Origin of the sequence: Lepagella muris (genome assembly GCF_004793975.1) — a bacterium.
GTDB classification, from domain to species: Bacteria; Bacteroidota; Bacteroidia; order Bacteroidales; family Muribaculaceae; genus Lepagella; species Lepagella muris.
This window is the reverse complement of the sequence record NZ_SRYB01000012.1, coordinates 1-15,467: the sequence shown is the minus strand read 5'-3', so window position 1 is coordinate 15,467 and position 15,467 is coordinate 1. Positions and strand designations below refer to the sequence as shown.

The 15,467-nt window shown below is 39.8% G+C and carries 11 protein-coding genes and 1 pseudogene; 11 read left to right on the top strand and 1 reads right to left on the bottom strand.

All coding sequences use genetic code 11. The features are described from left to right. The first annotated feature begins 137 nt into the window (after nt 1-137). The 5 genes from E5331_RS09440 (at nt 138) to E5331_RS09420 (ending at nt 6,976) form a co-directional block, all read left to right on the top strand. The gene (locus E5331_RS09440) at nt 138-1,280 is read left to right on the top strand and encodes an alpha/beta hydrolase-fold protein (protein ID WP_123483414.1); all 1,143 of its coding nucleotides are present in this window, start codon (nt 138-140) and stop codon (nt 1,278-1,280) included. A gap of 268 nt (nt 1,281-1,548) precedes the next feature. After that, nucleotides 1,549-3,264, top strand: coding sequence for a tetratricopeptide repeat protein (locus E5331_RS09435; protein ID WP_135985646.1), 1,716 nt, complete (start codon nt 1,549-1,551; stop codon nt 3,262-3,264). Nucleotides 3,265-3,762: 498 nt separating this feature from the next. Further along, nucleotides 3,763-5,856 (top strand): TonB-dependent receptor, encoded by a 2,094-nt coding sequence (locus E5331_RS09430; RefSeq protein ID WP_135985644.1) that lies wholly within the window; start codon nt 3,763-3,765, stop codon nt 5,854-5,856. Nucleotides 5,857-5,869: 13 nt separating this feature from the next. Beyond that, nucleotides 5,870-6,367: a PH domain-containing protein gene (locus E5331_RS09425; RefSeq protein ID WP_123483410.1), complete on the top strand. Its 498-nt coding sequence runs from the start codon at nt 5,870-5,872 to the stop codon at nt 6,365-6,367. A 57-nt stretch (nt 6,368-6,424) separates the two neighbouring features. Then, nucleotides 6,425-6,976 carry a hypothetical protein gene (locus tag E5331_RS09420; protein ID WP_135985643.1) on the top strand — a complete coding sequence of 184 codons (552 nt, stop codon included), beginning with the start codon at nt 6,425-6,427 and terminating at the stop codon, nt 6,974-6,976. A 61-nt stretch (nt 6,977-7,037) separates the two neighbouring features. On the opposite strand, the pseudogene E5331_RS09410 reads toward E5331_RS09420, so the two are convergent. Further along, nucleotides 7,038-7,702: pseudogene (locus E5331_RS09410) on the bottom strand (virulence RhuM family protein). Nucleotides 7,703-7,997: 295 nt separating this feature from the next. Between E5331_RS09410 and E5331_RS09405 the strand changes: the two are divergent. The 6 genes from E5331_RS09405 to E5331_RS09380 all read left to right on the top strand — a co-directional run bounded on the left by E5331_RS09405 (nt 7,998) and on the right by E5331_RS09380 (nt 15,274). After that, on the top strand, nt 7,998-10,088 hold the full coding sequence (locus E5331_RS09405; RefSeq protein ID WP_135985641.1) for a hypothetical protein: 2,091 nt from the start codon (nt 7,998-8,000) through the stop codon (nt 10,086-10,088). 289 nt (nt 10,089-10,377) lie between these two features. Beyond that, nucleotides 10,378-10,560 carry a hypothetical protein gene (locus E5331_RS09400; protein ID WP_123482188.1) on the top strand — a complete coding sequence of 61 codons (183 nt, stop codon included), beginning with the start codon at nt 10,378-10,380 and terminating at the stop codon, nt 10,558-10,560. 170 nt (nt 10,561-10,730) lie between these two features. Beyond that, nucleotides 10,731-12,029, top strand: coding sequence for an ATP-binding protein (locus E5331_RS09395; RefSeq protein ID WP_123482187.1), 1,299 nt, complete (start codon nt 10,731-10,733; stop codon nt 12,027-12,029). Between the two features lie 584 nt (nt 12,030-12,613). Then, nucleotides 12,614-13,240 (top strand): Eco29kI family restriction endonuclease, encoded by a 627-nt coding sequence (locus E5331_RS09390; RefSeq protein WP_123482186.1) that lies wholly within the window; start codon nt 12,614-12,616, stop codon nt 13,238-13,240. After that, complete coding sequence (locus E5331_RS09385) at nt 13,237-14,379, top strand: DNA cytosine methyltransferase (RefSeq protein WP_275441156.1); 1,143 nt, start codon at nt 13,237-13,239, stop codon at nt 14,377-14,379. Before E5331_RS09390 ends, E5331_RS09385 begins: the two co-directional genes overlap by 4 nt. Then, the gene (locus tag E5331_RS09380) at nt 14,363-15,274 is read left to right on the top strand and encodes an AbiTii domain-containing protein (protein WP_123482185.1); all 912 of its coding nucleotides are present in this window, start codon (nt 14,363-14,365) and stop codon (nt 15,272-15,274) included. The genes E5331_RS09385 and E5331_RS09380 overlap by 17 nt, the downstream gene beginning before the upstream one ends. The last annotated feature ends 193 nt before the right edge of the window (nt 15,275-15,467 follow it).

The following is a 15,467-nucleotide window of genomic DNA, read 5'->3' as shown; positions in this document are numbered from 1 at the left end:
ATTAGAAAGACCCGATCTCATGCGCCATACCCAAAAGGGTATATTTTCATCCACTAATACAATCATACACTTTTGGGTATGGTGAGAATAATTCACCGACAGTAACTTTGCAGCAGAAAACCAAACTATCCATAGAAATGAAAAGAATCATTCAATTTTTACTTTGTTTCTTGGCATCAATTCTGACTGTTCAGTCTCAAGAAACAGCACAAGTAGTAAGCAAGACATTCCACTCTCCGGATTTTCCATTCGATAGAGAGATATTTATCTATACCCCACCATATTACAACGAGAGAAATCAGTCGGAATACGATGTCGTATATGTATTCGATGCTCAGTGGCGAGCTGAATTTGCCTTGACATACGGTATTTTGGAAGTATGTCAGAATATGGACGTGGACGCAGATATTTTTCCATTCATAGTCGTAGGTATCACTTCTCCAACCACACCTGAATATCAACGCTCCAACGATTTCCTACCGGTGCCTACAAATGCGACATACCAATCAAATCTTTATGGTAACTATGAGAATTTCAAGAAATTCCTTCGTGAAGATGTATTCACATACATCAACAGTCACTATCGCACTTCCGGTCATACACTTGCCATAGGGCATTCGCTCGGAGCATCTTTTGTGCTCAATGCTCTCGCTTCGGAAGATACGTTTGATGACTATATAGCTCTTTCACCTAATTTTATAGAAGATAACTTTAAGCTTGCTGACAATTTCATCAACTATGACTTCAACAATGGCAAACCACATTTCCTGTTTCTCACCATGTCCAATGAATCGGAAGAAACGGGCTGGCCAGCAGAGTGGCGTCAAGGTTGGGACTTGGTAAAGTCAAAAATGGAATCTGCGCATATCCCCGAATCGGTCAGAATATTTTTCAAGGAATATCCCCATCTGACCCACATGACTTGTTTCGTTGAATGTCTGATGGATGCGCTTCCTCTTTATTCTATGTATCGACTGAACACCACGTTCAATAACGATAAGCTATATCCTGTCCATATTACTCTCGATGCTCCGTATGCCGAGGGGGATGTATATATCACCGGTAATCAAGAGAGCATCATCAATTGGAATCCTATGGGGCTTAAGATGAACAAAAATGAAGACAATACCTATTCCATCGATTTGAACTTGCGCTTACCTGCAGAGTTCAAGTTCACGCAAGGTTCATGGGAAAGCCAAATAATCCCTGCAAATGCTTGTATCGGCAATCTCAGAATTTACAGTCCTGAAAAGACAACCAAGCATTATGTAGCAAATTGAAATGCCACCTACATAGAATTCTGCATAGATGTCAATATGCGTATTCTACTTTCTGCACACACATACGAATATGGAAAGACAGTGTGACATTATATTGTAGCAAAAGGCGGAAATTCATCTTCATCAGGAATACTGAAATAATTTAATCATACAAACCTATTCCGTTCCCGACGTGATGCCGGGAACGGTTTATTACCATAATTTTTGCCAACATAATGAATATGTGGCTAAAAAGTACTATCTTTGCACTCCAAATAACTGACCTTTTGTGAGCTTAATGAAGTATCTTCTCCATATAATTGCATTGTGTCTGCTGCTTGCCGGTTGCGGACGCAATTCCGAAATAGACCGACAGTTGGATCGGGCGGATGCGTTAATTGAGTCGCGTCCGGATTCCTCGCTACTCATACTTGACAATATCGATGCCAATGCCCTGTCGGGCAAGGAACAGAAAGCTCGCTATGCGTTACTGAAGTCTATGGCATTCGATAAGAACTACATTGACACCACCACATTTGATGTCCTGCAACCCGCCATTGACTACTATCTTGAACATGGAACACCTAATGAAAAACTCCGAACCTATTATTATCAAGGGGTGATATTCAATAATCAAGGGAATAGGGATAATGCACTTAATTCGTTTTCCAAAGCAATTGATTTGGAAAATACCATTACTGATTTATATGTTCTTGCAAGAGCATATGCTGCGCAAGGCTATTTATATGACCAACTATACGCATTAGAGGATGGTCTGAAATCAAATTTAGAGGCATCCCGAATTTATAATAGAATATCACAGAATTATAAGGAGTTTGATTGTTTGCTTAGGGCATACAATGAAGCAATAATATTGAATGATAAGCCACTTGCCGATAGCTTGTCATCAGTCTGCAACAACTTTGCCATAAATGACTCCATTGAAGCGGGGAAATTATGGCAGCAGAATCTACATTATGCTTCAAAATTTGGAGATAAAGAAGAAATTAGAATTATGCTTTCTCAACAAGAGCATTCCTTACCTTTTAATCCAGACAAATTGATGGATTTGGCTCTTGCATATAATAAATTGGGAAATAATGAGTATGCGTTAGAACTACTGGATATTGTAAGAGCGTCAAATTCTGAATATAATGGGCTAAGATTGCTATCGGTTCAGCTCCCCATTTATAAAGGTATCGGTAATTTCAAGGACGCGCTTTCTATCTATGAAAAGTATTCCATAGCGTATGATTCTATTAATTTGAAGAAATTTGAATATCTGACTCAAACCATTCAAGCACGAAACAAAATAGAAATTCAAGCCCAAAAAGAAGCCGAAAGGAACACCCGAATTATATGGAGCTGTATCGGTGGATTGGTAATATTGGTTTTGCTTGTAGGAGTTCTTTTGCTCACGGTCCGCAATAAGCAATCAGAGAAAGCATTGGCCATACAAATAGCCAGAACCAAGGAAGCTGAAAATGCCCAATTGAAGACGGAACAAGAAAGGTTGGCTCTTGAAGCGGAAAATCTTGCTCATAGAGTCGATACCCTTGAAGAAGAGAGCCGTTCTCTCAAAGAATTGATGGCGACTTCCGTGGAATTACCTGAAGAAGTTCAGAAGGCTATTCAAGTTAGAATTGAGATGCTTAACTCTCTATTGGCAGGATACATCACATCAAATGAGCAATACGAAAAGCCGTATGATGTATGGGTAAGGGAACTTACCGAAAATACGGAGGCGTTTATGAACTCCAACCGGTTGGCATTTCAGGCATCACATCCCCGATTCATCCAATATTTTGAGGAACATGGCTTGACAGAGGATGAGATCAATTATGTATGCCTATATGCGATAGGACTCCGTGGCAAGGAAGTAGGAAACTACATGAAGAAACCGGGTCATGTAAACATAAGCAGCGCCATTCGCAAGAAACTCGGTATAGACAAACATGAAACGAATATCGGCATCTACGTGCGCAAACTGCTGAAAAGTCTATAATGACTTAAATTTCATCAAACAATTGTCATAATATTTTACAATATATATCCTTGAAGTAGGTGTCATCATATATTATGATGACATCAACATACCTATACCTAAGCAAGTTTAAATCCCAAAATAATCGTTGGCTAATGCAATCATACACTTTTGGGTATGGCACAAAAAAATTATAGGCAGTAATTTTGCAGCAGAAAACAAAAGATCGTATACTATATGAGAAAATCGTTGTCATCCCTTATCATATTGACTGTTGCTTTTGTTCTTTTAGCACAAAAGCCGAAGGGAATCCCCTGTTGATGAAAGTTTGCCACTATTTTTACAAAAATAAAAACAGCTCCATCATATAATACATTGTGCAACAAGAATATAAAACTTATAACAGCCGTAACAATATGAAAGTTTTTATTTTTGGATGAAAGTATCCGGCAGTAATTTTGCAGCAGAAAACACAGCGATAAACCGCCAAAACAGAATACATATAGAGTCATGAACAACATGAAAACAACGTTATCATTAATCATCACGGCAACTTCCGTCTTAGCTTCCTCAGCACAGGAACCGACGGATACCGTCAAGACACAAGAACTACAAGAGATAGTCGTTGAGGCATCCAATCAGCGTGTCAATGCAGAAGTTTCAACTTATATCCCTATGGCGAAACAAAAGAATGCAGCACAAAATGCAGTTTCTTTACTTGAACAAATGTCCATTCCTCAAATTGAGGTTGACCCTGTAAATCAAGCGGTGAAGACCGCGCACGGACAAAATATCTCAATCTTCATTGACTATATCCCGGCAACCTCCGAAGATTTGCAAGGAATGAGGACACAGGACGTAAAGAAAGTTGAATACTACCTTCATCCGACTGACTCACGCTTTCAAGGTGCAAAATACGTGATAAACTTCGTAATGCAGAGATATGAATGGGGAGGATACACCAAACTTAACGCAAACAAATGGATAGGAGTCAACCGAACTGAGGGACAATTGTACTCCAAGATAAAATATAAACGGATGACGTTTGATGTTTTTGCCGATGAAATATATCTGACTAACACTCACATGGGGCAAAATTCATCTGAACATTTCAATTTTCTTGACTTGAATGGAGAAGGTCCAATGTCTGTGATACGAAAATCTGAAACTGGTTCGTCACGTTACAGGAACAACAGCAATGATTTCAGTTTTCGTGCATTATACAACACTGAGAGGTTTCAGTTCTCGAATAAGTTAGCGTACAGTCTGACCAATATTCCCCATAATGACCTCAGCAATAATATCTCCTATTCATCTGACCTATTCCCTATTTCAAAATCCTCAACTACCTCATCTTCTAAAGATTGGGCACTTAATTACAACGGATGGTATTTTTTTATGCTTTCAAAGTGTGCGGCTCTTAATGTGGATGCGGTTTACACCTATGGTCGCAATACATCCAATTCAAATTATAGTGTACATGATGAATTGTCAATTGTAAATGACGCCAAGGAGGATGTTCACAAAATGAGTGTGTATCTGCATCTGAACTGGAATCCAAATAAGCACAACCAATTCTTCACAAACTTTGGAGTACAACACGATTGGAATATAATCAATTACTACGGGAATTCCCCCTCCAAGCAGAAATATGATGTAGGCATATATTTCCTTGGTCAGAATTACCAGCATATATTCAATGAGAAATGGAATATTGGAGCAGGGTTGGCATGGATATGGGAGACCAACAGAATATCGGGGATAAAAGCCGACAACAACTTTCCGCAGACTAATATCAATGCCACTTGGTCACCGAATAACAAGCATCAAATGTATTTTACATCAAATTATGGTTCTATGTTTCCTAACGCCTCGCAAAAGAGTCCGAACACACTCCAACAAGATGAGTTGATGTGGTATAGAGGGACACCGGAATTAAAAGATTACAAGTATACCAATGCCCTCCTTTCATACACTTGGCTACCCAACAACCGATGGCAACTGACCGCAGATGCTTATTTCGGATATGTCAAAAACAGATGTGTTACCCTATATTCTCCCACAGGTCCGAATGGTACAATGCTCCGTCAATATTTCAACGGTGGTGACTATTTTAGAGACTATATAGGGTTCAACGCAACCGGGAAATTTTTGGGAGGGAAACTTATAGCTAAATTGCGTCCACAGTTTTGGATCAGAAAGACAACCGGTGATTACGCATGGAGTAATAATCAATTGACTTGCACCGTAAGACTTACATACTATCTCAATAATTTCTATTTTACAGGCTGGTATCAGACTCCAAGCAAATATCAAGAAAGGAATAGCGGGATCATCAGTCGCACTCCATCAACATATCAAATTCAAATTGGTTGGGGGAATGGCACATGGAATATAAATGCCGCTGCCTATAATTTCTTCCACACCTCATGGGATGATTATAAGGAAACATTAACAAGCGAGTATTATAGCTTTGACCGAACTACTTACGGGACACAACGCCATGCACGTTATACCGTATCCGTCACATATACTATGAGTTACGGCAAGAAAGTGCAACGTAATAATGAAATATCCGGATCTGGCACAGCCAGTTCTGCCATACTAAAATAAAAAGTCATTGTTTATGAAACAAAAAGTAAAGTGGGATATGTATGTTTGGGTCATTACTATTCTCGTAACCGTGGTTTTGTGCGTTGGGTTGATTTGCACAAGAGATATACTCGGAAAGTTTATTGTTTGGGCTACCATAACAGTACTGGTATTCGTCGCTATGTGGACAGTCGCACCGATAAGCATTTCAGTTGACGACACTTCAATCACAGTACGTAAGCGAATAGGTAACAAGAGAATATTAATCTCAAACATTGAAACCGTCAGAGCTATTACGCCCTCGACTATTCCAATAATACGCATCGGGCTCCGAATGTTTGGTAGTGGCGGATTTGCAGGATACTGGGGATGGTACGCAAATTCACAGATAGGAACATACTTCGCATATTACGGCGATAGGTATGAGTGCTTCTTGATCAAACTTAAAAATGGCAAAAAGTATATCCTCGGATGTGAAAACTCTTCTGAAATGATAGACAGGCTTAAAATCCAATTAAATATAAACAGCTAATCATACAAACCATAAGAGGTCCGGCGAAAGATCGGATTCCACAAAATCAAAAAAGGTATGAAGAAATCACTAATTTTTATTCTTTCGCTTGTAATGGCAAGCGTTGCTTATGCCGATGATTGGCAGACGCAAAAGGGTTATCGAGGTTTTGCCGATTTAGGAGGCGTAATCGGCATGGGATCTCATGGAGAGAACGCCTTGACTATTTCCACGACACACGGCTATCAGGTTGTGCCAGGCTATCTATTTGTCGGAGCCGGAATCGGTTTTAATACAGGTAGTGTTCTACTTCCGATGTATCTGGATTTTCGCAGCCAACTCCCTACGGGCAAATGGTCTCCATTCCTTGATCTCCGTGCAGGATACAGTGGAAAATTGGAATGGGATTTCAATGATGGCGGGGCATTATTTAATCCTTCCGTTGGCGTAACCTGGTCTGTTGCCAAGCGATTCGGATTGGAACTTTCTGTGGGCTACATGTATCAAAGAGCCACAACATCTAAAGTTGAAAGCGGACGATATGTCAATGGTAAATTGGAGATATCTACTGAAAACAGAGAAAGGCACAACATTGGCGGAATAAATATCCGTTGTGGATTTACCTTCTAAAACAATTTGCTCATACTAATATATTTCCGTTCCCGACGTGATGCCGGGAACGGAAATATAATCAAAGATTATTGAGGATAATATCCGGTTTCATTTCCATTTTAGAGAAGGCGAAGAGCTTTCTACCGAGGTCTTTGATGGATGCTCCGATATGATACAGGTCTTCGTCCACGATCAGGAAGCGATCGTGGATATTGGCGACGGTCTTCACATCAATCGTCGGGTATCCATTTTATCAGACAATTCCGCGATCTGAATATCGTGTTCAGCAAACCTTCGGTCAATTCTGCTTTCAAGATATAATAATCTTTGATTTACGCTATATCCTCGCAACAGATACTCTTTCAAAATCTTATTAGCCCATTGCCGGAACTGTGTGCCTCTTATGGATTTTACTCTGTAACCGACGGAGATAATCACATCCAACGAATAAAACTTCGTTCTATATCGTTTACCGTCAGCGGCAGTTAGTAAGGATTCCTTACATACTGAATTTTCATCTAATTCGCCCTCCTTGAATATGTTTCGTATGTGGAGAGTAATGTTGTTTCGGGTAGTCTGGAACAACTCGGTCATTTGAGCTTGGGTTAACCACACAGTTTCATCCTCCAGTCTGACCTCCAGTTTCACTGTGGAATCAGGCTGGTATATTATGATTTCATTGTTGGCACTTGAAACTTTGTCTATTAGGGTTTCAAGTGCATTGGGCTTATCGTTCTCGTGCATTGCTATGTTACTTGGTTTAGATATTGCAACCCAGAAGGGCTCACGGCTCCAAAAATAAATCTCACCGTAAAAAAAGCCGAAGGGAATCCCCTGTTGATGAAAGTTTGCCACTATTTTTACAAAAACAAAAACAGCACCATCATATAACACATTATGCTACAAGAATATAAAACTTATAACAGTTGTAACAATATGAAAGTTTTTATTTTGGGATGAAAGTATCCGGCAGTAATTTTGCAGCAGAAAACACAGCGATAAACCGCCAAAACAGAATACATATAGAGTCATGAACAACATGAAAACAACGTTATCATTAATCATCACGGCGACTGCCGTCTCAATCGCCTCAGCACAGGAACCGACGGATACCGTCAAGACAAAGGATCTCAAGGAGGTGGTAGTGGAGGCACAAATGCAGAAGACTTCTTCAAATGTCACCACTTACTACCCTGACAAGAACAGCAAGCGAACGGCTCAAAATGCCATTGACTTGCTCGACCGTATGGCAATCCCGCAGATCAATGTTAATCCAGCCGACGGTTCTGTAGCCACACCAAGTGGCGATGCAGTGGCTATATACATAGATATGGAACAGGCCACACAAGAAGAGAAGGACGCCCTACGTCCGGAGAATGTAAAGAAAGTTGAATACTTCGTATATCCGACCGATCCTCGTTTCAATCATGAGAGATATGTCATCAATATCACACTCCAACACTATGATTACGGTGGATATGCCAAATTCTCCGGAACTGGCAATATTATGGCAGGTTCAGGCAGTGGACTTGCTTATGCCAAGACTGCATATAAACGGATGACATACGACATAAGCGTCAACGACAAATATACCGACCGCCATCATACCGGTTCAGATCAGACGCAGATCTTCCGTTTTCCTATGGCTGACGGTTCGGTCAAGGAGATAACCCGAAGCAATCTTCTTGATGACAGTAGATTTCAGAATAATAAATTCGGAGCATCCTTCCGCGCCAAATACATATCGGAAAAGACAGTGATCTCCAACAGTTTTTTCCTGACAGCATTAAACACACCGCACCAAGACAACAACGGACGGCTTATATTCTCACCCGAAGTCGCAACAGGCAACAGCTATTCCAATTCGCTAAATTCCACATACATTTATCCGCGTTGGCGTGGCAACTACTATTTTGATCTCGGAAACGGTTTTCAACTCAACGCTATACCCTCGTTCTTTTATGAGCATACCAAAAGCAACCGAAAGTATTCGTCAGAAGAAACCGATATAGTCACAGACGCAACCGAGGATGCCTTGACCGGACAATTGCAGATACAGCTGAACAAGACATTCCATAAAAATCATACCGTTGATTTCAACCTTCTCGGCATCTATTACTATGACAAGGTGAAGTATTCGGGCAATACCGTAGCATCCCCGGAGTTCAACCAGTTTGCCTACGGCGGATTCTTTGCATACACTTTTACCAAGGATCCAATCTTCGCCCAATTAGCTGTCGGTTTTGCCGGCGAGTCAAACAAAATTAGCGGTGTGCGTACAAATAGCTTCATACCTATTGTCCAGTTGAGCACTCAGTATGCCCCGAATTCTAAAAACCAATTCAGTTTCTCCGCCCAATATAACGTCAATCCGGTCACTGCTGCCGACAAGACTCCCGATATGATTCAAGAGAATGAATTGCTTTATAAGACAGGCAACCTCCACCTTAGAAACACCCACTGGAGTAAAGTGACATTAGACTACACCTATCTCCCCAACAACAGGATATCCTTATCGGCATTTACCGGCTGGAGCAGATATTTCAACAGAGTCGTGCCAGTGTTCAGTCCCGAAGGACCGAATGGAATGATGCTACGCTCACTTGAAAACGATGGAGATTATCAGGATTTCCACATTGGAGCAACGTTGTCGGCAAAGCTTCTTAACCGCAGTCTCGTGCTACGTGCCACCCCGCAGATGTGGTTCGAACGTACAACAGGGCTGTATTCCGATAAAGCCAATTATCTGTCGCTTAATCTGTCTGCTACATACTACCTCGGCAACATCTACGTCTCGGCATATTATTCATTGGCAAACCGTGGATTGATACAATACAGTCTTGATGCCACATCTTATACTCCAAAGTCACATTATCAGTTAAAGATAGGATGGAGTAATGGAGCATGGAATATTTCGGCGAATGCCGTCAACATATTCCGTCGCAGTTGGATCAACAGCACATACTCACTACAAAGCAAATGGTTTGACCAGTATTCCACCGAGTATAGTGCCAACAGCCATCAATTCATCAATATCACCGCAAGCTACACATTCGGATTCGGAAAGAAAATCCGTAGAGGTGATGAGGTTCAGACAATGGATACAGGCAACTCCGCAATTATGAAATAAAAACAATTTAATCATACAATCCTATTCCGTTCCCGACGTGATGCCGGGAACGGTAGGGAACTTCCTCTGATGTGTTTTACCCTATAACTGACAAAAATAATCACATCCAACGAATAAAACTTCATTCTATCTATATTATTTGCCGTCTGCGGCAGTAGGTCTGGATTACTTACATACTGAATTTTCATCTTATCCTTACCATTTTTTGCCAACATAGTGAATATGTGGCTAAAAAGCACTATCTTTGCACTCCAAATAACTGACCGTCCAGTTATATTTTGTGAGCGTAATGAAGTATCTTCTCCATATAATTGCAATGTGTCTGCTGCTTGCCGGATGCGGACGCAATTCCAAAACAGACCGACAGATGAATATGGCGGATGCGTTGATTGAATCGCGTCCTGAATCCTCGTTGCTTATACTTGACAAGATAGATGCCGGAACGTTGGCGCCACACATCTCGAAGCTTTAGTTTTGAAATTTTCAGTTTCGATTATCCCGTTAATCAACGAAAACTTCCAAATAAGTGCAGTATAAACCATATAAAACGCCCAAATAAGTGCAGTAGTGATAATAGAAATCTTCCCAATAAGTGCAGTAGTACAATTTTTTATATTACCTTTGCATTAAAATACGAAGCAGATGAATCTGATAGAACTTGAAACCATATTACGGGACCAAAAGACCGAACTTGACCTTTTGAGGGAAGATAATCTGATCTCTCGCCCCGAAGAGAATTTGATAGACCTGCGGAGCAGACAGGCTCAGGTGGTCATCGGTGTAAGGAGAAGCGGCAAGTCCACCTTATGCTTCAAGGCACTTGAAAAAGCAAATGTCAACTATGCCTATGTGAATTTTGATGATGAGCGTCTTGCCGAATGCCGTAGAGAGCATCTTGATTTGATATTGGAAGCATTGTATCGCATATATGGCAAGTTCGATTATCTGTTTTTTGATGAAATTCAGAATGTAGATGGGTGGCCTTTGTTTGTCAACCGCCTTTTGCGCCAACGTATCCACATGATTATAACCGGCAGCAATGCAAAACTACTCAGTACGGATTTGGCTACTCACCTTACCGGAAGGCATCATAAAATTGAATTGTTCCCATTCTCATTCAAGGATTGGTGTGAGGCAAAAGACTTAAACTATGATGGCATGACAACCCGCAACAGAGGCCTGCTTGGTAAAGAATTCAATGAGTATCTACATACGGGCGGCTTTCCGGAACTGATATATGAGTCAGGAAATACCACTTATATAAGTACGCTCTTCGACAACATAATTAATCAGGACATAAAAAACAGGTTCAATGTGAGGAACGTGGAGGAGCTTATGAAGCTGGCCAACCACATGCTGAATGAGGTGCCGGATTGTTTCACTGTTGATGGACTGATGGATATAAGTGGTGTAAAAAGCAATCATACGATACTGAAATATCTGTCATATCTGCAACAGACCTATCTGATTTCACAAGTAAAGAAATTCTCCCCCAAAAGCAGGCAGCGGTCAACCAATGAGAAGTATTATGCCATCGACGTGGCTTTCATGGACAAGCGGGAGAACGCCTTTGCCGGAGAGAACCTGGGCTGGAGATTGGAGACAATCGTGTATCTGGAACTAAAAAGAAGATATGTAGGAAAAGGATGTGATATTTATTACCACAAAGAAAAGACCAGCGAGACAGATTTCATAGTCTGCAACGGCAATCAGACAATCGGCATATACCAGGTTTCATACGATATTTCCAATGAAAAGACCCGCAAGAGGGAAATACGTGGGTGTCTTGCCGGCGCCAAAATAACTCGATGTGACAATATGTATATCATAACGGATCATCAGCGTGAAGACATAATTGTTGAAGATAAAATCATCAAAGTGTTTCCTGCCTACGAATGGCTGCTGAACACCTCCGGAGACCTTAAAAGTCAAGAAAATTAACATTGTCCAACTCATAAAAAATCCTAACAATACCCTAACAAGGGATTTGGTTTGAAATATAGCAATTTGAAAGGCAATAAGTTACGACAATAGTTCACTTTCCTCTCTCCGCAAATAACGCTGAATATCAGCAAGTTGCAAGACTAACACCCAAATTTGCACCCAAAATCGCAAATTTGGGTGTTTTTATATATTCTTAACGTACTAATCGCCTCTTGCCGCCCAGCACCTGCCAATCATTGTTTCTTTTGCACAGCTCCATGTATATATTGGTTTAGGTTTAGTCGGGCATATATAAAGTCCGAACCAAACTAAATCCAAAATATGACAAATTCGGAATTAGAGGAAGAGATATATGAGACATACGCTGAACCTACAATGAACCTACAATGCTCCAAAGATTTAACTTTTTTTTACTCATTCAGTCAAAATTCCAAATATTTCTATTAACTTTGCAGTCCAAAGCGTATATGCTGACAATGGCCACCATGTAAGAACAATATTAAAACAATATAGTCGAGACTCTCCTTGTAGACGCAAAGATTTGGTCACTTGTCAGCCTACTTGGAGGACTCCATGTATAAATGAATTTTTCTTTTGATCGATCAAAACATGTCTTTTACTCGCCTGAATTTGAAGAGTTAATCAAGGACACTATACGGTTTTTCAACGGTACTCCAGTTCAGCCGTTGCCTCCATTAGAGCCTTTTGATGGTGCTGGTGTTTATGCTTTATACTTTATAGGCAAGAAAGGTATTTATCATAAATTTCATGAAATAAATAGATTGGAGTTTAGATTGCCTATATATGTAGGTAAAGCTGTTCCCCGTGGTTGGCGTCAAGGTCGTATTGCCGAGAGCACATCGCAAGAACTTTATCGAAGATTGTGTGACCACACAAAGAGTATTAATGCTGCGAAGAATTTATCAAAAGATGATTTCCTATGCCGATTTATGATTCTTGAAAATGCAGCAAGTAATCTTATTGGAACCGTTGAAGCGGCATTAATTCGACATTATCTACCACTATGGAACAGTTTAATAGATGGTTTTGGAAATCACGATCCAGGTAGTGGTCGTTACAATCAGGAACGTTCCGAATGGGATATCATTCATCCGGGAAGAAAATGGGCTCTTAAATGTGTAGAATCATCCAAAAATACATCTGCTATACTTAAAACAATTACCAATTATTTCTTAGGGCTAAAATGATTTCAGGAATAGAAATATTTTCCGGCGCGGGTGGTTTAGCAACCGGGTTAGGATTAGCAGGTGTTTCTCATAACGCTTTTGTAGAGTGGAATTGTGATGCATGCAGAACGCTTAGAATGAACTACGATAGTGATATTGTTTTTGAAGGAGATATAAGAAATTTTGATTTTACCTCTTATAGAGGTATTGATATAATTGCAGGGGGACCTCCATGTCAACCATTTTCTCTTGGTGGAAAAGCTAAAGGAAATCTTGATGAGAGAGACATGTTTCCTTCAGCCATCCGTTCGATTCGTGAACTTCAGCCAAAAGTGTTTTTATTTGAGAATGTCAAGGGTCTTCTCAGAACAAATTTCAAAGGCTATCTTGACTATATTTTATTACAATTATCTTTCCCTACAATTACACAGTCTTCAGATTGCCTTAATCATATAAATAAAATTAAACAGAGCGCGACTGATGTCCCTCTTCATGAACAGTATGATGTTTATATAAATCTTGTTAATGCGGCTGATTATGGCGTTCCACAAAAAAGAGAGCGTGTTATTATTGTAGGTGTAAGAAAAGACTTGCATATTGAATGGAATCTTCCTACACCTACCCATTCGTTAGACGCTCTATTATGGAGTAAGTATGTTACCAAGGAATATTGGGAAAAACATAGCATATTACCTTCAAATTCTGAATACAATACATTTGCAAGAAATAAAAGTTACTTAGAGTATAAATACGGTTTTTTCCCACCTGAATCGCTACCTTGGTTAACTGTGCGGGATGCTCTTGTAGATTTACCTAAAGAAGGTGATTTGACATTCTACCCTAGTGAACATGTGGTTAGAAGTGGAGCTAAAGAGTATTACGGCCATAGCGGTAGTCCAATAGACGAACCTGCAAAAACAATCAAAGCGGGAGCACATGGTGTTCCAGGCGGAGAAAATATGATTAAATATCCCGATGGTTCGGTTAGATACTTTACTGTTTTCGAAGCAAAACGAATTCAAACTTTTCCAGATGATTACCAAATTATAGGATCATGGACTGAATCCATGCGTCAGCTAGGTAATGCAGTCCCTGTAAGATTGGCACAGATAATAAGTAGTTCAATAATAGACATGCTTAATAATGAAAAATTTAGTTGATAGGATAATACAAGATTTGGGTGAGGACAAACCTATAAAAGGGATATTGTTAAAAGCCCAGATAGTTGCCTCAAAGCTTAATAACAATGATTTTAAAACTTGGATAGAGAATGAACAAAATGGCTATCCCGACGCTTCTAATTTACCTGATTATAGAGTTCTAAATGCAATAGTTAAAGCAGACTTGTCAATTCCTTTTTCTGGATATGTGAGAAATTATACTATTCCTGCAGGAATTTATGATGATCCCATTATTGAAGAATGTATATGTAAGGTTCGCATTACACATTCACTCCAAGAAATCGAAACTATATACGAAAACAAAAAAGGCGGTAACGTTTCCACAAATTTACCAGCAATGGCATATACCGAAGTAAATAAATATGTTTCTGGAAATGTTGAGCAATTAAAACAAGAGTTTTCAGTGGCATCGCTGATTCATATAGTAGACATATTCAAATCTAAACTTTTATCATTTTTTCTTGACATAGAGAAAGAGATGAATGTAGGAATTAATTTTTCAAAAATTGAAGAACAACAAGATAAAATAACTCAAATTATGAACACGTACTATATCAATTCCGCTATAGCTAATACGGGAGCTGGCTCTGTGAGCGCAGGAGATATTAGGGATAATACATCTCTTCAGATAATTTCAGATTCAGAGCAAAAAGAAAAATTCTTATCTTTAGTTAGTCAGCTTAAAGAAGAGGCCAATAGTCTTAATAATAGTGACCTTACTGAAACTATAGATCTGATAACAGAAGAATGCAATAAACCTTCTTGGGCAAAAAGAACTTTAAGAGTCGCACTGAATGCTGTTCAAGGTATTGCAACCGGAATTGCGGCAAATCAACTGACACCAATAGTTACAAACGCACTGGCACTGTTATAAAAGGTAGTGTTTCTCTGCGTGTGTACAAGATGAGCTGATGTGGTATTCCGGCAATCCCGATCTTGATAACTATTGGAACCATCATATTGGCTTGCAATATCTTTGGCTTCCCAATAATAAATGGCAACTATCGGCTGATAAGTAGTTTCTAAAAATTAATGTACATATGTTGGCACGGTTTTTGCAGTATGGT

What these genes read in the sequence shown, in the direction of transcription:
- E5331_RS09440 (WP_123483414.1), top strand. Translation starts at nt 138, where the DNA reads ATGAAAAGAATCATTCAATTTTTACTTTGTTTCTTGGCATCAATTCTG.
- E5331_RS09390 (WP_123482186.1), top strand. Translation starts at nt 12,614, where the DNA reads ATGAATTTTTCTTTTGATCGATCAAAACATGTCTTTTACTCGCCTGAA.
- E5331_RS09420 (WP_135985643.1), top strand. Translation starts at nt 6,425, where the DNA reads ATGAAGAAATCACTAATTTTTATTCTTTCGCTTGTAATGGCAAGCGTT.
- E5331_RS09400 (WP_123482188.1), top strand. Translation starts at nt 10,378, where the DNA reads ATGAAGTATCTTCTCCATATAATTGCAATGTGTCTGCTGCTTGCCGGA.
- E5331_RS09430 (WP_135985644.1), top strand. Translation starts at nt 3,763, where the DNA reads ATGAAAACAACGTTATCATTAATCATCACGGCAACTTCCGTCTTAGCT.
- E5331_RS09385 (WP_275441156.1), top strand. Translation starts at nt 13,237, where the DNA reads ATGATTTCAGGAATAGAAATATTTTCCGGCGCGGGTGGTTTAGCAACC.
- E5331_RS09380 (WP_123482185.1), top strand. Translation starts at nt 14,363, where the DNA reads ATGAAAAATTTAGTTGATAGGATAATACAAGATTTGGGTGAGGACAAA.
- E5331_RS09395 (WP_123482187.1), top strand. Translation starts at nt 10,731, where the DNA reads ATGAATCTGATAGAACTTGAAACCATATTACGGGACCAAAAGACCGAA.
- E5331_RS09425 (WP_123483410.1), top strand. Translation starts at nt 5,870, where the DNA reads ATGAAACAAAAAGTAAAGTGGGATATGTATGTTTGGGTCATTACTATT.
- E5331_RS09405 (WP_135985641.1), top strand. Translation starts at nt 7,998, where the DNA reads ATGAAAACAACGTTATCATTAATCATCACGGCGACTGCCGTCTCAATC.